The organism is Rhodothalassium salexigens DSM 2132 (assembly GCF_004341375.1).
In the GTDB taxonomy this organism is placed as follows: domain Bacteria; phylum Pseudomonadota; class Alphaproteobacteria; order Sphingomonadales; family Rhodothalassiaceae; genus Rhodothalassium; species Rhodothalassium salexigens.
The window spans coordinates 225,477-244,848 of sequence record NZ_SLXO01000001.1; the positions used below are offsets into that span (position 1 = coordinate 225,477).

The 19,372-nt window shown below is 68.4% G+C and carries 16 protein-coding genes; 11 read left to right on the plus strand and 5 right to left on the minus strand.

All coding sequences use genetic code 11. From position 1 onward, the window contains the following. Positions 1 to 23: 23 nt before the first annotated feature. Both EV659_RS00980 and EV659_RS00985 read right to left on the minus strand, forming a co-directional pair. Complete coding sequence (locus EV659_RS00980; protein WP_132706637.1) at positions 24 to 1,217, minus strand: hypothetical protein; 1,194 nt, start codon at positions 1,215 to 1,217, stop codon at positions 24 to 26. A gap of 11 nt (positions 1,218 to 1,228) precedes the next feature. Continuing rightward, entirely contained in the window at positions 1,229 to 2,338 is a 1,110-nt protein-coding gene (locus EV659_RS00985; RefSeq protein ID WP_165878638.1) for a sulfotransferase family protein, read from the minus strand. Between the two features lie 301 nt (positions 2,339 to 2,639). On the opposite strand from EV659_RS00985, the gene EV659_RS00990 reads away from it, so the two are divergent. Together EV659_RS00990 and EV659_RS00995 are read left to right on the plus strand one after the other, a co-directional pair. Continuing rightward, positions 2,640 to 2,915 carry a hypothetical protein gene (locus tag EV659_RS00990; RefSeq protein WP_132706639.1) on the plus strand — a complete coding sequence of 92 codons (276 nt, stop codon included), beginning with the start codon at positions 2,640 to 2,642 and terminating at the stop codon, positions 2,913 to 2,915. Between the two features lie 84 nt (positions 2,916 to 2,999). Next, positions 3,000 to 3,416 carry a hypothetical protein gene (locus EV659_RS00995; RefSeq protein ID WP_132706641.1) on the plus strand — a complete coding sequence of 139 codons (417 nt, stop codon included), beginning with the start codon at positions 3,000 to 3,002 and terminating at the stop codon, positions 3,414 to 3,416. Positions 3,417 to 3,608: 192 nt separating this feature from the next. Here the strand turns inward: EV659_RS00995 and EV659_RS01000 are convergent, their stop codons facing one another. Then, positions 3,609 to 4,685 (minus strand): lipid A deacylase LpxR family protein, encoded by a 1,077-nt coding sequence (locus EV659_RS01000; protein ID WP_132706643.1) that lies wholly within the window; start codon positions 4,683 to 4,685, stop codon positions 3,609 to 3,611. 128 nt (positions 4,686 to 4,813) lie between these two features. Here EV659_RS01000 and EV659_RS01005 point away from each other — a divergent pair, with 128 nt between their 5' ends. Then, complete coding sequence (locus tag EV659_RS01005; protein ID WP_132706645.1) at positions 4,814 to 5,692, plus strand: prepilin peptidase; 879 nt, start codon at positions 4,814 to 4,816, stop codon at positions 5,690 to 5,692. Here the strand turns inward: EV659_RS01005 and EV659_RS01010 are convergent. Continuing rightward, positions 5,623 to 6,018, minus strand: coding sequence for a YccF domain-containing protein (locus EV659_RS01010; protein ID WP_132706647.1), 396 nt, complete (start codon positions 6,016 to 6,018; stop codon positions 5,623 to 5,625). The genes EV659_RS01005 and EV659_RS01010 overlap by 70 nt on opposite strands. A gap of 182 nt (positions 6,019 to 6,200) precedes the next feature. Between EV659_RS01010 and EV659_RS01015 the strand changes: the two genes are divergently transcribed. Further along, on the plus strand, positions 6,201 to 7,073 hold the full coding sequence (locus EV659_RS01015; RefSeq protein WP_132706648.1) for a patatin-like phospholipase family protein: 873 nt from the start codon (positions 6,201 to 6,203) through the stop codon (positions 7,071 to 7,073). An 87-nt stretch (positions 7,074 to 7,160) separates the two neighbouring features. Here the strand turns inward: EV659_RS01015 and EV659_RS01020 are convergent, their stop codons facing one another. Continuing rightward, positions 7,161 to 8,381, minus strand: a complete 1,221-nt coding sequence (locus tag EV659_RS01020; RefSeq protein WP_132706650.1) for a bifunctional 2-C-methyl-D-erythritol 4-phosphate cytidylyltransferase/2-C-methyl-D-erythritol 2,4-cyclodiphosphate synthase — start codon at positions 8,379 to 8,381, stop codon at positions 7,161 to 7,163. Positions 8,382 to 8,432: 51 nt separating this feature from the next. On the opposite strand from EV659_RS01020, the gene dusB reads away from it, so the two are divergent. The 7 genes from dusB (at position 8,433) to EV659_RS01055 (ending at position 19,219) form a co-directional block, all read left to right on the plus strand. After that, entirely contained in the window at positions 8,433 to 9,434 is a 1,002-nt protein-coding gene (gene dusB / locus EV659_RS01025) for a tRNA dihydrouridine synthase DusB (protein WP_132706652.1), read from the plus strand. Next, positions 9,431 to 10,690 carry a two-component system sensor histidine kinase NtrB gene (locus EV659_RS01030; RefSeq protein ID WP_132706654.1) on the plus strand — a complete coding sequence of 420 codons (1,260 nt, stop codon included), beginning with the start codon at positions 9,431 to 9,433 and terminating at the stop codon, positions 10,688 to 10,690. Before dusB ends, EV659_RS01030 begins: the two co-directional genes overlap by 4 nt. A 47-nt stretch (positions 10,691 to 10,737) precedes the next feature. Then, entirely contained in the window at positions 10,738 to 12,198 is a 1,461-nt protein-coding gene (ntrC, locus tag EV659_RS01035; RefSeq protein WP_132707147.1) for a nitrogen regulation protein NR(I), read from the plus strand. A gap of 188 nt (positions 12,199 to 12,386) precedes the next feature. After that, a complete protein-coding gene (locus EV659_RS01040) occupies positions 12,387 to 14,885 on the plus strand; it encodes a sensor histidine kinase NtrY-like (RefSeq protein ID WP_132706656.1) in 2,499 nt (832 codons plus the stop codon). After that, entirely contained in the window at positions 14,875 to 16,260 is a 1,386-nt protein-coding gene (gene ntrX, locus EV659_RS01045) for a nitrogen assimilation response regulator NtrX (protein ID WP_132706657.1), read from the plus strand. Before EV659_RS01040 ends, ntrX begins: the two co-directional genes overlap by 11 nt. Before the next feature lie 79 nt (positions 16,261 to 16,339). Next, positions 16,340 to 17,716 (plus strand): Trk system potassium transporter TrkA, encoded by a 1,377-nt coding sequence (gene trkA / locus EV659_RS01050; RefSeq protein ID WP_132706659.1) that lies wholly within the window; start codon positions 16,340 to 16,342, stop codon positions 17,714 to 17,716. A 21-nt stretch (positions 17,717 to 17,737) separates the two neighbouring features. Then, entirely contained in the window at positions 17,738 to 19,219 is a 1,482-nt protein-coding gene (locus EV659_RS01055) for a potassium transporter TrkG (RefSeq protein WP_132706661.1), read from the plus strand. Positions 19,220 to 19,372: the final 153 nt, after the last annotated feature.

The following is a 19,372-nucleotide window of genomic DNA, read 5'->3' on the forward strand; positions in this document are numbered from 1 at the left end:
CGGCGCCGCGCTGGCTGCGCCGGTCAGGGCCGCCCGGTCGTCAAGCGGCAAACGTTTAAGCCCCTATCATAGCCCGACGCGATCACCAAATGCCGGTTGAGTTGGGCCGCCACCGTGGCCCCCGACAAGCCCGGCAAGGCGCCCGCCACCAGCGGCGTCACCCGGCCCTGGCCCGAGACATGGGCGACCGCGGAGGGCGTGGTGTCGACGCCCGCCCAACCGGCGCAGAACAGCGCATAACGCATCAGCCGCGGCGGCCCGGCGGCGATCAGGCCGCCACCGGGGGCGGGGGTCAGATTGTCGGGCGGGAACGGCAGGGGGACGTGCGTTTCCGCGCCCGGGAGCTTAGCGCCGGCGGTCTCGGTGTCCGGGGTCTCGGTGCCAGGGGCGGCGGCGCCAGGCTCCTGGCCCGACCTGTCCGGCGACACCAGGCGCAGCCGCCGGGCCCGGGTCTCGGCGACCGCCAGGCGTCCGTCCGGCATGCGCACCACACCGTTGGCGAACACGAACCGCTCGGGCGTCCGCACCAGCCCTTCAGGCCCGGCGATGGCAAGGCGCGCGCGGGGCAGTTTGAACACATCCTCCAGACCGCGCCGCCAGCCGTCGCACGCGCCATGGTCGAGCGTCACCGCGACCCGGTCAGGGCCCAGGGCGACCACGTCATTGGCCCGGCATAGCCCGGGATGGTCGAGCGTCCAGGCCGGGACCAGCCGGTCTGCCGCGATATCGAAGGCCCGCAGCCGGGGCGCAATCGCGGCACCGGCCGCTGCCGGGGCGTTGGCTCGATCGACCACGAACAGCCGCCGCCGGTCGGCGCTGAGGGCGATGCCGTGCGGACGGACCGGGGCGGCACCAGCCAGCGGTTCCAGCGTCAGCGGCCCGGCCCGCTCCAGGTCCGCCGCGCGGAGCCGATAGAGCGCCCCTTGGGTTTGCGCCCGGCCGGTTTGGGCCAGCTCGTGCGCCACCGCCCGGCGGTCGAAGGCCGACAGGTAGAGCCAGCCGGCGACCGGGTCGGGCGCCAAATCCTCGATGCCGGTGATCGCCCGGCCGGTGGTCGCGTCGACTAGATCGAGCGGGTGGCAGTCGGTGACGGCGGCGCCTAGGCGCAGATCGGTGGTCGGGCGCAACACCAGCCCGGCACCGACGCCCGCCGCCAGCACCAAAACCAACGCCAGCGCGCCGAGCCGCCAGGCCCGGCGGCGCGTTCCACGGTCCATCGGCCCTGTCATCAGGCGGCCGGCGCGGCGTAGGCCCATTGGTCGATGAACCGACCCCAGCGCGCGCGGATGCGGTCCTGCAACTCCTGGGGCATGGAGAAGACGTTTTTGCGATAATCGGCGACCGAGGCCAGATAGGCTTCGTAGCGCGGCCGGTCGGCGTCGAAGCCGTCGAGGCCCAGTTGCCCATAGAGCCGCGCCAATTGGGCCAGCGGTTCGGCGGCCAGATCGTCATAGCGCATCTCGACGAAGCGCTCGGGCGGCAGGTGCGCGGTGTCGGCGGCCAGCTTGTCCATCATCCGCTCATAGGTGGCGAAGACCACCTCGTCGATATCGACCGCGTCCCAGGGCTGAAGCGCGAACTGCTCGAACAGCTTTTGATAGAAGTTCCGCATCGACACGAACACCTTGTAGGGGTTGCGGTGGATGTGGACGAACTGCGCCTCGGGCCACATGGCGTCGAGCAGGTCGGCGCGCGCGGTATAGACCGGGTTCTTGATGATCAACCGGGTCTCGGGCTGGGCGATCTGGAGCTTGAGATAGAGATAGCGCAGCGTCTTCTGCCAGCGCGCGACGGCGGCTTGGTCGACGCCGTCGAAGAACACCCCCTCGGCCAAGAAGGCGTCGAAGCGGCGCGGGAAATAGAGCCCGTGATAGAAGCTGAGCGGCGTCATGTTGGCGAGCGCCAGTTCGTCCTCTTGGGGCGAATCGCTATCGACGCCGATATTGTCGATATAGCGGTGCTCGGGCAGCGCCTTTTCAAGCAAGGGGCTCACCAGGTTGCCGAGCAACAGGAAGTCCCACGGCAGGCCGGTGGCGAACGGCGACACATAGCCGAACTGCGGCGCCTTCGACAGGATGTTGTAGAGATGGGTGGTGCCGCTGCGCCAGTGGCCGAGGATGAAGATCGGCGGGCGTTCGACCGTTCCGGGGCGTTTGGCCGCCACATAGGCGCGCTCGGCCAGGCTGAACGGCCAGCGCCCGAGCGTCGCTAAGGCGGCGACGGTCACCTGGGGCAGGCTGCGCGCTTCGGGCGCCCCGGCCAGGGCGAGCACGCGCGCCAGGGTCGCGGGGTTGGCGCCGCTCAAGGGGTGGGACAGGCGACGGGGGCTATCGGACACGGCGCTGCGACCTTCCAGATCGGGTGGGCGAGGGTGGGCACGCTCGGCTGGCTAGCCAATTCTCCGCGCCAGCGCAATGCACCGACCGCAAGGTGCAAGGCAAATCATCTGCCCCCGTCCAACGCCAAAGCCGTCGCCCGCGACCCTCGTGGGCTTGCCGAACATGCGCCCCGGCGGTCGCCGGGACCACCATGGGGCCGGCCGCACCCGGCCAAGGGCAGGCGCTTTCGGTAAACCGATCTCGGCTTGATAGTCCTGCGACCAGTTATTATTCTCAAGCTAAATTGAAGGAAGGAAGAAAATGAAAGCGTCAATGGGGTCAATTCTCATGGCTGCTGCCTTGTTTGGCTGGCAAGAGCCGGCTTTGACGGAGCCCAGTGATCCGACAAAGCCCTTGCAAAAAGGCGCTGCCATGCGGGAGCGATTTGCCAACTACGCCCAAACCAATTTTATCGCCGAGCCTGTCTCCGCCCTAGAGGCGCTGAAAAAGGATGGCTGGGACTTTTTCATCAAAAAAACACCAGAAATATTTTTTACGGAAGACAGTATTGTTACAAATAAAAATCAAATTAAATAATTGGTATTTGAAAAAGAAAAATCAAATGACAGTTTTTCTTTCAACATCTATCTTATTTTTTTGGTTGAAAATGGCCTCATAACGATGGCCGATAGTGAGGCATTTTATAAAAGCGGGAATTTTTGTTCTGATAAAGAATTATTTTGCTGGAGATTATTTGAGAAAAGAGAACATATTTTCTCTGCACTAAGGTCTTTTAAGAAATGTACCTCCGGCTTCGATGGGGTTGTCAATTTAATGAAGAGAGGCGGATTCATTTTTGATGAAACGTCATCGAAAGAGAAATTTGATGAAATTTTTAATATTGTTGAGAAGACAGGTGAGATTCCCGAAGAATTATTGCCAACAAAAATGGCCGTATTTCTGATACCCAAATACCCAAAGGACTCATTGTCTGGCAAGCTTGGGGGAAATGCCGTTCCAGCAAGAGGGGCAATAATGATTCTGAATCTTGAAGGTGGCGATTTTTATGTGTTCAATGATCCGAAAAAATTGAAGTGAAAGGGCATAGGGCTATACTAGAGCAGATTAAAGGTGTTTTGGGAAAAATGTCTTTGCAATAAAATGTGTCCCGCCAGGCACCTTCGAGGAAGTTTTTCTGATAGGTGGTCATGTCATGGGGCTGCCATCGCTTCGCCTTCATCTGCGGGGCGCCCGCGCCGGCGGTTCCGTTAACCCGCACCGGCGGTTCCGTTAAAATGCCAGGGTCAATTGGACCGAGCCGATGCGGTTGCGCCCGACCTGGCCCTGGAATTCGCGGCTTTGCCACACATGGGTCGCCGAGGCCATGGCCGCCCAGCCGAACAGCGGGAAGGTGAAGGCGATGCCCGCCTCGCCGGTCCAGACCCAGGGCTTGCGGTCGACCGACGGGCCGTCGTGGAACAGGTTGCCGTCGAGGAACATGGTGCGCGCCACGCCGCGCCCTTGCAGGCCGCCGAACACCATCCAGTCGAGCCGGTCGCGGGGCGCAAAGTGCAGCGACAGCCCCGACAGGCCGGTCTGCATGCGCAACGGCAGGTCGCGCTCGGGCAGGTAGGAGCCGATGCGCACCAGGCCGCCGACGCCGCCCTCCACCGTCACCGTACCCGCCGAGGCGCCGGCGCGCGGCACCAGGTCCATATCGACCCAGGGGGTGTCAATCAGATCGACGAACCAACTGCGCCGATACATCGCCTGGATCGCCGGCTCGTTGCGCAACTGGTTGCCCCAGCCCCGGGGCCGCGGCGCACCGACGATGTCGTGGACGAAGCGTTGCGCCTCGCCCGCCAGCGCCCACGGGCCGACCACGCCGAGGCTGAGCGTCAGCGCCTCTTCAACGCCGGGGCGGTGGCTGGTCACCGACAGGTCGGCGTGCAGCCAACCGGCGAACGGCCGGTCGCCGGGCTGCGGCTCGGTCACCGTGTAGACCTCGGGTGTGTACATCTGCTGGGCGATGGCGACCGCATAGGCGCGGTCGGCGGCGCTGTCGGCCAGCGGCGTCAGGCGCCCCAGCCAGGCCAGCCAGCCCGGCTCCAGGCCGCGCGGCAGCCCCAAGGCCGCGCGCACGCCATTGGTATAGTGGCGGTCGCCGCTTTTGGCGTATTTGTCGTTTTCCGACATGCCTTGGAGATAGTAGCGGTCTTCGGCGTCGGGGGCGGGCTCGCTATCGCCGGCCACCGCCGGACCGGCCCACAAGGTGCAGGCGGCGGCCAGCGCCAGGACAAGGCCGCGCCAGCGCGGCGGATCGCAAGACCGACGGGGCATCGGCATCGGGGCAAGGGAACGCAGCATGGGCTCAAACTCGGCATACCGGCCGTCCGGCCGTCGGGCCGTTGGGTGCGGCCGGGGCAGGGGGCGGTTGTGGGCGGCGGATGCGCGGACTATAGGCACCGACACGCCACACGAGCAAGGACGGCAATGTGACGATTTTGGGCATCTTCATGGCGCTTTCGGGCGCCGTTCTGGGCAGCTTTTTCGGCCTCTTGGCCCATCGCTGGCCGGTCGGGCGCGCCGACCTTTTCGGCCGCTCGCGCTGCGACGCGTGCGGTCGGACCCTGACCGCCATCGACCTGGTGCCGCTGGTCAGTTGGCTGGCGCTCGGCGGGCGCTGCCGGCGCTGCGGCGCGCCGGTCAGCGGCTTCTTCGCCGTGGTCGAGGCCGCGGCGGCGGCGGTTGGCGCGGCCGCCGTGGCGATCGCCGAGGTGCGCGGGCTGGGGGCGGCCGGGCTGGCGGCCACGGCGATCTTCGGCTGGGCGCTGGTGGCGCTCGCCGCCATCGACTGGCGCCACACCCTGCTGCCCGACGCGCTGACCCTGCCGCTGCTGGTCGCCGGGCTGGCTTATCAGGGCTTGTGGGGACCGTTGGGGTTGCCGCTGTCGGCCGCCACGGCGGCGGTCGCCGGCATCGGTCTCTATGGCCTCGCCGAGGGCTATTGGCGCTTGCGCGGGCGCGAGGGGTTGGGGCTGGGCGACGTCAAGCTGCTGGCCGCCGGCGGCGCCTGGCTCGGGCCCTTCGGGCTCAGCCTGGCGCTGTTGATCGGCAGCCTGGCCGGCTTGGCGTTCATCGCCGCGCTGGCGGGTTTGGGCCGTCTGCGCGTGTCGGCGACCACCCAGATCCCGTTCGGACCGTTCCTAGCCGTGGGCTTGTGGACCGCCTATGCCCTTGGCCCCGCGCCCCTCATGGTGGCCGGCCCGGGCGCGTTTGCGGCAGCGGCGGGCGCCGGCGACGCTCAGGCGGTGCGCACGATGGTCTTGCCAACCGGGAACAAGGCGGCGCCGGCCAGCTTGATATGGGCATAGGCGAACGGCAGGCCGATGATGGTGATCGCGCACACCATCGCCCAGAACAGATGCCCCAAGGCCAGCCACCAACCGGCGAGAAGGAACCACACCAGATTGAGCAGCGGGTTGAAGGCGCGCAGGCCGAAGCCGTCCGTGTCGACCATGGTGCGGTCCACCGCCTCGGTCCCGAACGGCCATAACGAATAGAGCCCAAGCCGGAACGCCGCGGCCGCCCAGGGCAGGCCGACGATGGTCAGGGCGAACACCAACGCCGCCGTCCACCAGCCGAGCGCCGACATAAACCCGCCTAGCAAAAGCCATAAAACGTTCAATATAAAAGCCATGAGGCCGCGTCTCCCGCGCTGTCGTTATATCATATCGATATAGAAATTCTGCGCCGGCCCCGCAAGGCCCAGGGGGGCGACAGGCTGGACCGGGCGGCGGCTTGCCAGGGCTGGCCGGGCGGCGCCATAGTCCGAACACGGGGGACGGCGGTGCCGTGGAGCAACGTCAAGCAGGAGCGACCATGACCGGATCATCGCCGCCAAAACCGCGTGTGGAAATCACTGAAGACCCTGGCGAACGACGCGGCAAGCTGGGGCTGGCTCTCGGCGCCGGCGGCGCGCTTGGCTGGGCCCATATCGGCGTGATCCGCACGCTGATGAAGGCCGGCATCCTGCCCGATATCGTCACCGGCTGTTCCATGGGCGCGGTGGTGGGTGCGTGCTATGCCGACGACCGTATGGACCATCTCGAAGAGGTCGCCGCCGGGCTCGGCCTGTTCGACATGATGCGGCTGATCGACATCCGGTTCGGCAAGGGCGGCTTCCTGGGCGGCGACCGTATTCGGGAAATGATCGACGAGCCGTTTCGCGGCAAGACCATGGACCGGCTCAAGCGGCCGTTCGCGGTGGTGGCGAGCGACCTGTGCACCGGCGACTGCGTGGTGCTCGACCGTGGCCCGGTGGCCGAGGCGGTGCGCGCCTCGATCGCGGTGCCCGGGGTGTTCCGGCCGGTGGTGCGCGGCGACCAGATCCTGGTCGACGGCGGCATCACCGAGCCGGTGCCGGTCAACCTGGCCCGGCGCATGGGCGCCACCCGGGTGATCGCGGTCGACGTGATGGGCGACTATCCCGGCCGGGTACGCCAGTTGCGCCTGCGCGAAAAGCTCGACCAGCAGAAGGTGGACACCGCCTCGGTGGCCCAGGCGGCCTATGGCCTGCTGTTGACCCAGTTCGACGAGGCCAGGTTGACGATCCAAGACCCCGATATCGTCATCCGGCCGCAGACCGGCCACATGAACGCGGTGGATTTCCTGAAGGTGGAGGAACTGGTCCAGGAAGGCGAGGCGGCGGCGACCGACGCGCTCGCCGCGCTGCGCGCCATCGCCGCCGCCTGAGACGCCGCCCGACCCGCCGCCTGACCCCGGGAGCGGACCGCCGACCTGACCCGCGACCCGAGCTGTGCGGCCCGGGCCGTGGGCGCCTCAGCCGCGCTCGGGCAGCCGGATGGTCGCTGCCGCCTGGGCCGCAATGCCTTCCTCGCGGCCGGTGAAGCCAAGCCGCTCGGAGGTGGTCGCCTTGACGCTGACCCGGTCCACGGGCAGGGCCAAGATCTCGGCCACGCGCGCCTTCATGGCGTCCTTGTGCGGGCCGATCTTGGGCCGCTCGCAGATCAGCGTCACGTCCACATGGGCGATGCGGCCGCCGCGCGCGGCGACCAGCGCTGCTGCATGGGCCAGGAACTTGTCCGACGCCGCGCCGCGCCACTTGGGGTCGCTCGGCGGGAAGTGGGTGCCGATATCGCCGTCGCCGAGCGCGCCCAGGATCGCGTCGGTCAGCGCGTGCAGGCCCACATCGGCGTCGGAATGACCCTTGAGCTTGGCGTCGTGGGGCACCTTGACGCCGCACAACATGGCGTGATCGCCGGGTTCGAAGGCGTGCACGTCGAAGCCGGTGCCCAGGCGCACGTCGGTCAGCAGGGCGGCGTCGGCGCGGGCGAAATCATCGGGGGTGGTCAATTTCACATTCTCCTGTGCGCCGGCGACCAGACGAACCGGCCGGCCGGCGGCCTCGAAAATCGCCGCGTCGTCGGTCATCTCCTGGCCCGCTGCGGCGTGGTGGGCGTCCAGGATCGCGGGGTAGGGGAAGGCTTGCGGGGTCTGCGCGCGCCACAGCCCGGCGCGCGGCACCGTGCGCTGGATCACCGGGCGCTCGGCATCGCCCGGCGCCTGGGCCTTCAGCGTGTCGACCACCGGCAGGGCGGGGATGGCGCCGGTCTCGGGCGTCAGCGCGGCCAGGGTGCGGCCGATCAGGTCGGCAGAGACGAAGCAACGCGCCGCGTCGTGGATCAACACTGCCCCGGGTGCTGCACCGGCCAGCGCGTCGAGACCGTGGCGCACGCTGTCCTGGCGCGACGCACCGCCGGCCACCGGCTCGGCTAGCCCCAGATCGCCGACCGCCTGGTCATAGAGGTCCCGGTCGTCGGGATGGATCACGCAGACCACGGTGTCGACCGCAGGGTGGGCCAGGAACGCCTTGACCGAACGGCGCAAAACCGTCTCGGCGCCGACCCGGCGGTATTGCTTGGGCAGGCCTTCGCCGGCGCGCCGGCCGCGACCGGCGGCGACGATCAGGGCGGCGATGGGGCGGTGGGCGAGGAAGGCGGGCAGCGTTTCGGGGTTTTCCCGGGCAACGGGCTCTGGCATAAGGGTGCTCAATTTCCAGGCAACGAAAACGACAGAAGGGATCAGGCGCCCATGACGGCGATGCTGTCTCCTATACGCATAGGGCCGGTGGAGATCAAAGAGCCCGTGATCCTGGCGCCCATGTCCGGGGTGTCGGACCTGCCGTTCCGCCGCCAAGTGAAGAAGTATGGCACCGGGCTGTTGGTCACCGAGATGATCGCCAGCCAGGCGATGATCCGCGCGACCCGGGACTCGCTCGCCAAGGCCCGGGTGCTCGACGAGGAGCGACCCTGTTCGGTGCAACTGGCCGGCTGCGAGGCGCGCGTGATGGCCGAGGCCGCCCGGCTCAACGAGGACCTGGGCGCCGACATCATCGACATCAACATGGGCTGTCCGGTCAAGAAGGTGGTCAACGGCTTTGCCGGCTCGGCGCTGATGCGCGACCTGCGCCACGCCGCCGGGCTGATCGAGGCGGTGGTCAAGGCAGTGGACGTGCCGGTGACGCTCAAGATGCGCACCGGCTGGGACCATGACAGCCGCAACGCCCCCGAGCTGGCGCGCATCGCCGAAGACCTGGGCGTGCAGATGCTGGTGGTTCACGGCCGCACCCGTTGTCAGCTTTATCGCGGGCGGGCCGACTGGGACTTCATCGCCGAGGTCAAGGCGGCGACCCGGTTGCCGGTGATCGCCAATGGCGACATCGTCACCGAAGCCGACGCCGCCGCCTGCCTCGCCGCGTCGGGCGCCGATGGGGTGATGATCGGCCGTGGCACCTATGGCCGGCCGTGGTTCGTGGGCCAGGTGATGCACTATCTGCGCACCGGCGAAACCCGCGCCGACCCGCCATTGGCCGAGCAACTGGCGGTCATCCTCGACCATTACGACCATATGATCGAGCATTATGGCCCGATCGTGGGCGTGCGCATGGCGCGCAAGCATTTGGGTTGGTACGTCAAGGGGTTGCCGGGCTCGGCTAAGGCGCGCGATGAGCTCAACAAGCTGTCTGACCCGGCGCGGGTCAAGGACCGGCTGCGCGCCTTCTTCGGCCCCCATGTGGAGCAGGCGGCGGCGTGAGCCCGATCGCCCCCGGCCCGGACGACGCCAGCGCCGGCACCCCGCCCGCCGACGCGCCGGCACCCGATGGCCACCCCGTCAACGCTCAAGGCGCCGCCCCCCCACGCGTCGAGGCCCAGGCCGGCGAGCCTGACGCGCGGGCCCCGTCCCTGGACCTGGCCGAAATCTTGGACATTCTGCCGCCGGCGACCCTGGTGGTCGACGGCGTCAACCGCATCCGCTTCGCCAATGACGCCGCCGAACGGCTGCTCGAACGGTCGCAACGGCGGCTGGCGCGCTGCCGGCTGGAGGATATCGTCGGGCGCAGCGGCGCGCTGGTGGGCCTGGCGGCGCGCGCCCGGGTGTCGGGCGGCGGCGTCATCGGCGAGGCCGACATGACCCTGCCGAGCCGCGACGACGTGCGCATGAGCGCCCAGGCGGTGGCGGTCGACGGCGCGCCGGGCCATGTGGCGATCTGCATCACCCAATGGGCGTTCGGCACCCGCGACGACCGCCGCCGCGAAGTCCAGGGCGCGGCCCTGTCGGCGCGCGGCCTGGCGGCCATGCTGGCGCACGAGATCAAGAACCCCTTATCGGGCGTGCGCGGCGCGGCGCAACTGCTCGAAGCCAGCGCCCACGGCGAAACCGCCGGGCTGCCCGAATTGATCATCGCCGAGGTGGACCGCATCCGCGCCCTGGTCGACGAGTTGGAGACCTTCACCAACCCCGCCTTCGCCGAGGCCGGGCCGGAGAACATCCACGCGCTGCTCAACCATGTGCTCGACCTGGCACGCGCCGGGGTCGCCGCCGATGTGGCGATCCAGACCCGTTTCGACCCGTCGCTGCCGCCGGTGCTGGGCCAGCGCGACCGGCTGATCCAGGTGTTCTTGAACCTGATCAAGAACGCCGCCGAGGCCGCCGGCGCGCACGCCGGTGGCGACGCCCGGATCACCCTGACCACCGCCTATCGTCCGGGCTATGCGATCCGCCCGCGCCAGGGCGAGCTGGCCGGCCGCCGCGCCTTGGCGCTGGAAATCACCGTCGCCGACAACGGCCCCGGCGTGCCCGAGCACCTGATCGACCATATTTTCGACCCGTTCGTCAGCGACAAGGCACAAGGCGGCGGGCTCGGCCTCGCCGTCGCGGCCAAATATGTGGCTGACCATGACGGCCTGATCGAGTGCCGCAATACCGAAACCGGCGCCTTGTTCCGGGTGCTGCTGCCCTCGGCACCGCTCGACCCCGCTGCCCCCAGCGACAAGGATCAAGCCCCGTGACACCCGCGTCCGATCGACCCGCCGCCCCCCCCGTCGTCGGCGATCCGGTGCGCCCCCGCCCCGGCGGCGCGCCGTGCATCCTGGTCGCCGACGACGACCGCGCGATCCGCACGGTGATCGACAAGGCGCTGGCCCGCTCGGGCTTCGAGGTGCGGCTGTTCGGCACCGTGCGCGCGCTCATGCAGGCGGTCGAAACCGGCGCCGGCGATGTGGCCGTGCTCGACGTGGTGATGCCCGACGGCAATGGCCTCGACATCCTCGAAACCCTCGCCCAACGCCGCCCGGACCTGCCGGTGGTGGTGATCAGCGCCCAAAACACCCTGGCCACGGCGGTCAAGGCCACCGAACGCGGCGCCTTCGACTATCTGGCCAAACCGTTCGACATCAATGATGTGACCGCGGTGATCGGCCGGGCGCTCGAACAGGGGGGCGGACCGGTGGCGGGCGGCCCCGGCGGCGGCGACGAGTTGCCGTTGCTCGGCCGGTCGAGCGCCATGCAGGCGCTCTATCGGGCCATGGCGCGGCTGATGGCCACCGACCTGACCGTGCTGATCACCGGCGAGTCCGGCACCGGCAAGGAACTGGTCGCCCAGGCGCTGCACGATCTGGGCAAGCGCCAGGCCGGCCCGTTCGTGCCGGTCAATCTGGCGGCGATCCCCAAGGATCTGATCGAAAGCGACCTGTTCGGCCACGAAAAGGGCGCCTTCACCGGCGCCGTGCAGCGCGCCCAGGGCCGCTTCGCCCAGGCCGAGGGCGGCACGCTGTTCCTCGACGAGATCGGCGACATGCCGCTCGACGCCCAGACCCGGTTGCTGCGCGTGTTGCAGCAGGGCGAATATACCCGCGTCGGCGGCGCCGAGCGCTGCCGCACCGATGTGCGCGTGGTCGCCGCCACCAACCGCGACCTGACCCGGCTGATCCGCGACGGCGGCTTTCGCGAGGATCTGTTCTACCGGCTCAATGTGGTGCCGCTGCGGGTGCCGCCGCTGCGCGACCGGCTGGAGGATATCGAGGAACTGGCCGGCCATTTCCTGGCCCGCGCGGTCGACGACGGCCTGCCGCGCAAGCGCCTCGACGACGGCGCCGTCGCGGCGCTCAAGCGCCACCGCTGGCCGGGCAATGTGCGCGAGCTTGAAAACCTCATGCGCCGGCTCGCCGCGCTCTACCCCCAGGATGTGCTCGGCGCCGACGTGGTGGCAGAGGAACTGGCCGAGGCCAGCCCGGCAGTGGGGACGGCCGAGACCAGGGACGCCGAGGCCATGGGGCTCGGCGACACGGTGCGCACCCATCTGGCGCGCTATTTCGCCTCCCATGGTGACGGTCTGCCGCCGCCGGGGCTCTATGCCCGGGTGCTCGCCGAGGTCGAGGCGCCGCTGATCGAACTGGCGCTCGGCGCCACCCGGGGCAACCAGTTGCGCGCCGCCGAGATCCTCGGGCTCAACCGCAATACCCTGCGCAAGAAGATCCGCGCGCTCGATCTGTCGGCGACCGACCATCGAGACGGTTGACGACCGTGGCACCCTGGCGGCACTGTTGTGTTTATGTAACAGTACCGAAGGCCGGGGCGCCGCACCCGCGCGGCCCGGCCCGCACGGGCCGCCGCCGGGACGCCCGACCTGCTAAGACCGACCTGCTAAGACCGGCCCGCTGAGACTGGCCTGCTAAGATTGGCCCGCTGAGGAAGGAACCGCGCACCTTGGATCATTGCACCGCGACGCGGAGCGCGTTGCCGGCTTCCGCCAGCGCCGCCGCGACCACGCCGGAACGCACCGGGCCGGCCGACCGGTCGCTGGGCGCTCGCCTGCGCCGCTGGCAGGTGGGCCTGCCGCTGGAAGCGACCCTGGCGGCGTTGGCGCTGCTGTCGGGGCTGGCTACCTATGCCGCCATGTCGAGCCAGCCCGACCCAGGCAATCCGCAGACCGATCTGGTGTCGACACTGTTGACGCTCGACCTGCTGCTGCTGTTGCCGCTGACACTGTTGATCGGTCGTCGCATCGTCAAGGTGTGGGTGGACCGGCGCCAGGGCTCGGCGGGGTCTCGGCTGCACGTGCGCATGGCGGTGCTGTTCTCGGCCATCGCCGCGGTGCCGCCGGCGTTCATGGCCCTGGCCTCGGCGCTGTTCCTGCAGTACGGCCTGGAGGCCTGGTTCAGCCGCAATGTGCGCGACACCGTGCACAACAGCCTGGCGGTCGCCGAAGCCTATATGGAGGAACACCGCGAGGGCTTACGCCTCGATATCTCGCTGATGTCGTCGGATCTGGACAGTTCCACCTTGTGGCTGCAGGAAAACCCCGACGTGCGCATGCAGCAGTTCATCCGCCAGCAAGCGCTGGCGCGGTCGCTGTCGGAGGTGATCGTGTTCTACGGCACCGGCGACCAGCGCGGCCGGGTGCTCGCCAAGTGGAACCAGCAAGGCCTCGACATCGCCACCAACCGGGTGCCTGAAGACCTGCTCGCCTATGCCGAGACCGGGCGCCTGGTGGTCGCCACCAACACCAACGACAACAAGGTGTTCGGGCTGATCAAACCCAACGCCATGGCGGACGTGTTCCTTTATGCCAGCCGGCACATCGACAGCCGGGTGCTGAACCATGTCTCCAAGGCGCGCTCGGCGGTGGAGAAGTACGCCAATCTGGAGGGCAGCCGCAGCGGCCTGCACCTGCAGTTTAACATGATTTTCGTCACCGTGGCGGTGGTCTTGATGCTGGTCGCCATGCTGATCGGGCTGTTGGTCGCCGACCGCCTGGTCAACCCGATCTCCAACCTGGTGGGCGCCGCCGAACGGGTGCGCCGGGGCGATCTGGCGGCCCGGGTCGGCGGGCGCATCGGCGACGACGAACTGGGCATGTTGAGCCGCGCCTTCAACCGCATGACCCGGCAACTGGAACAGCAGCAGACCCAGTTGGTGGACACCAATCGCGAACTGGACGAACGCCGCCGGTTCCTCGAAGCGGTGCTGGGCGACGTGTCGGCGGGCGTCATCGGCCTGCGCGCCGACGGCACCATCCACCTGCCCAACCGCTCGGCCTGCCAATTGCTCGAAAGCGACGCCGAGACCCTGGTGGGCGCGCATCTGGGCGATGTGGTGCCGGAAATGGCCGGGCTGCTCACCGACGCCCTCGACGCCCGCGAGTGCACCGCGCAAAGCCACGTGACCGTGGAGCGCGGCAGCGGCGAGCGGGTGCTGCTGGCGCGCCTGACCGTGCAAAACCAGGACGGCACGGTGCTCGGCTTCGTGCTCACCTTCGACGACATCACCGATCAACTGGTCGACCAGCGCAACGCCGCCTGGGCCGACGTGGCGCGGCGGATCGCCCATGAGATCAAGAACCCGCTGACGCCGATCCAATTGTCGGCCGAGCGGCTCAAGCGGCGCTTCGGTGCCGCCGCTGCCGGGCAGGGCGACGCGCCGGCCCGCGACACCGATATCATCGAGAAATGTACCGGCACGATCATCCGCCAAGTGGACGATCTGCGCCGCATGGTCGACGAATTCTCGTCGTTCGCCCGCATGCCCGCGCCACGTTACGAACCGACCAATGTGGCCGAGGTGGTGCGCCAGTCGGTGTTCCTGCAGGAAGTGACAACGCCCGGTATCGCGCTGACGCTGGACAAGCCCGAGGGCGCGGTGATGCTGACCTGCGACGGCCGGCTGCTGTCGCAGGCGTTGACCAACATCATGAAAAACGCCGCCGAATCCATTTCCACCCGGATCGCGCGCGACAAGGAAGCCGGCCGCCAGCCGGCCAAAGGCGCGATCCATGTCTCGCTGTCCCAGGACGAGGGGCTGACGATCCTGCGCGTCGAGGACAACGGCCTCGGCCTGCCCAAGCAGCGCAACCGGCTGACCGAACCCTATGTGACCACGCGCGCCAAGGGCACCGGCCTCGGCCTGGCGATCGTCAAGAAGATCGTCGAAGAACATGGCGGGCGCCTGTTGCTGGACAACCGGCGCGACGGCGGCGCCAGCGTGCGACTGGAAATCGCCCACGCGGCATTGCATAAGCGCATCGCCAAGGCGGCCGAGGATCGCGGCGAGACCAACGACCCCCCCGCGACACCCGGCCGCTCGGAGCCCCCGCGCGCCGGGACCGCGCGAACCGACACCCGAGCCGAGTCCGCCGGGCCCGCGACCCAGCCGTCCGAGCCCGACGCCCCATCAGTAGAGAGGCCCCGCCCCCACCATGGCGCTTGATATTCTGGTCGTCGACGACGAAGCGGACATTTGCGATCTGGTTTCCGGCATCCTGGAAGACGAAGGCCATCAGGCGCGGACCGCCGCCAATTCCCAGGAAGCCTCGGCCGAAATCGTCAGCCGTCTGCCGAGCTTGGTGATCCTCGACATCTGGTTGCAAGACAGCGAGATGGACGGACTCGCCCTGCTCGAATGGGTCAAGCATGAGTATCCCGACTTGCCGGTGGTGATGATCTCGGGCCATGGCTCGGTGGAAACGGCGGTGGCGTCGATCAAGAAGGGGGCCACCGATTTCATCGAAAAACCGTTCAAGTCGGACCACTTGCTGTATGTGGTCGAACGCGCGAGCGAGGCCGAGCGGCTGCGCCGCGAGAACGCCGAGCTCAAGCGCCGCGCCGGCCTGGACCTGGAACTGCTGGGCCAGTCCTCGTCCATCAACACGCTGCGCCAGGCGATCAACAAGGTGGCGCCATCGAACAGCCGGGTGCTGATCCAGGGCCCGCCGGGCGCCGGCAAGGAAGTGGCCGCACGGCTGCTGCACGCGCGCTCGCGCCGGGCTCAGGCGCCGTTCGTGGTCGCCGCAGCGGCGAGCATCGAGCCCGAAGGCATGGAAGAGGCGCTGTTCGGCATCGAGGCCGGCGGCCGCCTGGTCAAGACCGGCCTGTTCGAACAGGCCAATGGCGGCACGCTGTTCTTCGACGAGGTCGCCGACATGCCCGGCCACACCCAGGCCAAGATCCTGCGCGTGCTGACCGAGCAGACCTTCGAGCGGGTCGGCGGCAACCGGCGCGTACAGGTGGACGTGCGCGTGGTCAGCGCCTCCAACCGCGATCTGCGCAGCGAGGTCGCCCATGGCCGCTTCCGCGAGGACCTGTTCCACCGGCTGAGCGTGGTGCCGATCGCGGTGCCGGCGTTGGCCGAGCGGCGCGACGACATCCCCGGACTGGTGGAGCACTTCCTCGACCTGATCGGCCAGACCGCCGGCCGCGCCCGGCCGCGCGTCGACGACGCCGCCATGGCCGCGCTCCAGGCCTATGAATGGCCCGGCAATGTGCGCCAGTTGAAGAATGTGGTCGAGCGGATGTTGATCATGCTCGGCGACGCGCAGGATGAAATCACCCTGGAGATGCTGCCGCCCGAACTGGCCGGCGACAGCGCCGACCTCTTGCGTCCGGACCATGAAATGTCGATCATGACCGCACCTTTGCGGGAAGCGCGCGAGGCCTTCGAGCGGGAGTATCTGCGTATTCAGATCAATCGGTTCAGCGGCAATGTGTCGAAGACCGCCAGCTTTATCGGCATGGAACGCTCGGCCCTGCATCGCAAGCTCAAGACGCTGGGGCTGACCGGCGTGATCCGCGGGCGCGACGCCTGAGCCAGCCCCGGCGCGGCCCTCGACCGGCGCGCCGGGCAGGGCCGGGCCAGCAAGCGACACTCTCAGAAAGCCATCCGTCATGAAAATCATCGTCTGCGGCGCCGGGCAGGTGGGCTTCAACATCGCCCGGCACCTGTCCGACCAACAGCACGACGTCACGGTCATCGACCGGTCGGGCGACTTGATCCGCAAGATCCAGGACAGCCTCGACGTCCAGGCGATCGAAGGCTATGCGAGCGATCCGGCCCTGCTGGACCAGGCCGGCGCCGAGGACGCCGAATTGCTGATCGCCGTCACCTGGTCGGACGAGGTCAATATGATCGCGTGCCAGGTGGCCGACACGCTGTTTCAGGTGCCCACCAAGATCGCCCGGGTGCGCAACCAGGCCTATCTTCAGCCCGCCTATAGCGACCTGTTCACCCGCGACAGCATGCCCATCGACGTGATCATCTCGCCCGAACGCGAGGTGGCCGAAGCGATCTTCCGCCGGCTCGAAGTGCCCGGCGCGTTCGACATGATCGCGCTCGCCGAGGGCGCGGTGCGGGTGGTTGGCGTCATGCTGCCCGAGGATTGTCCGATCCTGCTGACGCCGCTGCGCCACCTGACCGAACTGTTCCCCAGCCTGAGCATGCGCACCCTGGCGATCCGGCGCGAGGAACGCATCTTCCTGCCCACCGGCGACGACCATTTCGAGGCCGGCGACTCGGTCTATTTCACCGTGCCGCCCGATAGCGTCGCGCGCGCCATGGACACCCTCGGCCACAAGGAACAGGAAGCGCGCCGCATCATCATCGCCGGCGGCGGCAATGTGGGGTTGTTCCTGGCCCAGATGATCGAGGACCGCGCGCCTTATGTGAACGCCAAGGTGATCGAAAAGGACGAGGATCGCGCCGGCGCGGTGGCCGACGCGCTCGACCGCACGGTGGTGCTGCACGGCGACGCGCTCGACATGGACATCCTGCGCGAGGCCAATGTGCGCGCCACCGAAACCATCGTCACCACCGCCAATGACGACGAGACCAACATCCTCTCGGCGCTGCTGGCCAAGCGCCAGGGCTGCGACCGGGCAATCGCCCTGGTCAACAACCCGGTCTACAGCCCGCTGGTGGGCTCGCTCGGCCTCGACGTGGTGGTCGACCCGCGCGAAACCACGGTCAGCCGGGTCCTCCAACATGTGCGCAAGGGCCGCATCCGGGCCGTGCAAAGCCTGTGGGGCGGCGCGGTCGAGGTGCTCGACACCGAGGTGATGGAGACCTCGCCCCTGGCCGGCAAGACGGTGGAGACCGGCAAGCTGCCCGATGGCGTGATCGTCGGCGCCGTGGTCCGCGACGGCCGGGTGCTCGCCCCCGATCCCGACACCGAGTTCCAGGCCCATGACCGGGTGATCATGCTGGCCGAGCCCAAGGCGGTGTCCAAGGTCGAGCAATTGTTCTCGGTTCGGCTTGAATTCTTCTAGACGGACAGGGGAGCGGCCACCGTGCGCCTTGGACAGATCGCCCAGATTCTGGGCTGGGCCTTTCTTATTGTCGCCGGCGCCATGGTGCTGCCGCTGCTCGACGCGCTCTTGGGCGGGCCCGACCTGGCGGCGGGCTTTGCCGGCGGGCTGGTCGGTGCGGCGGCGGTTGGCGGCCTGGTGCTGGTGGCGTTTCGCGGCGTGACCAGCGGCGTGCCGGGGCGCAGCCGCCGGTTTGCGCTGGCGATGCCGGTGCTCGCCTTCGCCACCGTGCCGGCGGTCGCCGCGCTACCGCTGCTGCTCAGCGGTGTCGCCGGGCCCGGAACCGGCTATTTCATGATGGTCTCGGCATTCACCACCACCGCAGCGACACTGGCGCCGGCCGGCCAGTTGGCCGACCCGGTGCTGCTGTGGCGCGCCGAAATGGCGTGGCTCGGCGGCTATGCGGCGTTGTTGATGGTCGCCGCGGTGCTCAGCGTGCTCAATGTGGGCGGCATGCGCCTCACTCAAAGCGGCGTGATTCGCGGCGAAAGCAACAATCTCACCGGCACGCTGGTGCATGTGGCCGCGCCGCTGGCCTGGATCTATGTGGGCTTTACCGGCATCGTCTGGGTGGCGCTGTGGGTCGGTGGCGCCGGCCTGCGCGGCGGGCTGATCGGCGCGTTTCAGGCGGTCGCCACCGCCGGTTATCCCATGCCGGGCCCCGACGGGCCGGGCACCGCCATGACCGGCGGCGCGATCACCAGCGCGGTCGGGCCGCTCTTGCTGTTGGCCACCTTCCTGGCCGGCACCAACCTCACCTTGTTGTGGCGCATGTTCGAGCGCGCGACCTGGCGGGTTTGGCTGCGCGACCCGGAAATCCGCGGCTATGCGGGCTTGGTGTTCGCCGCCACCGGGCTGTTTGCGGTGTTGCTCGGCGACGGCGAGGGCGGTTTTGCCGGTTGGCTCGCCCGGCTCGACCGCGCGCTTACCCATGCGGTGGCGGCGATCTCGACCACCGGGCTGCCCGACGCCGCCTTCCTGCAGGACCGGCCGGCGGTCGGGCTGCTGATGGCGGTGCTGGCGCTCACCGGCGGCTGCACGGCGTCCACCGCCGGCGGCTTGAAGGTCATGCGCGTTCTTCTTCTGTTCCGTCAGGCGGACCTGGAATTGCGCCGTCTGGCGCACCCCAACCGGGTGTTCCGCCTGCGCTATGCCGGCCGGGCCATCGACCGCGACCGAGACTTGGGCGGTGTTTGGCAAGCATTTCTGGCGATCCTCGGTGCGTTTTCCATCGCCTCCTTGGTATTGAGCTTCACCGGGCTCAGCTATCGTGAGACCGTCGCCGTGGTCATCGCCAGCGTCGCGACGGCTGGCCCGATCGCCTTTTCCATCGACCCCGGCTGGGCCGGGTTCGGCGACCTCGACGGCCTGCAACGCGCCCTGGTGTGCGTGCTGATGATCGCCGGGCGGGTGGAACCGGCCCTGATCGCCAGTTTCTTCATCCGCCGCTATTGGCAAGCCTAACCGACCCGTATGCGGGCCTTGGGGTTGTGCCACCCCCCGGCCATGCGCATATTGAGACGGGTGTGGGATCGGTGGCTGCACCTGCTGCGGCGTGGTGTCCCCACAAGCCCCGAAATGACTGGGCAAAGCGACCGAGAACGATTAAAGTTCCCG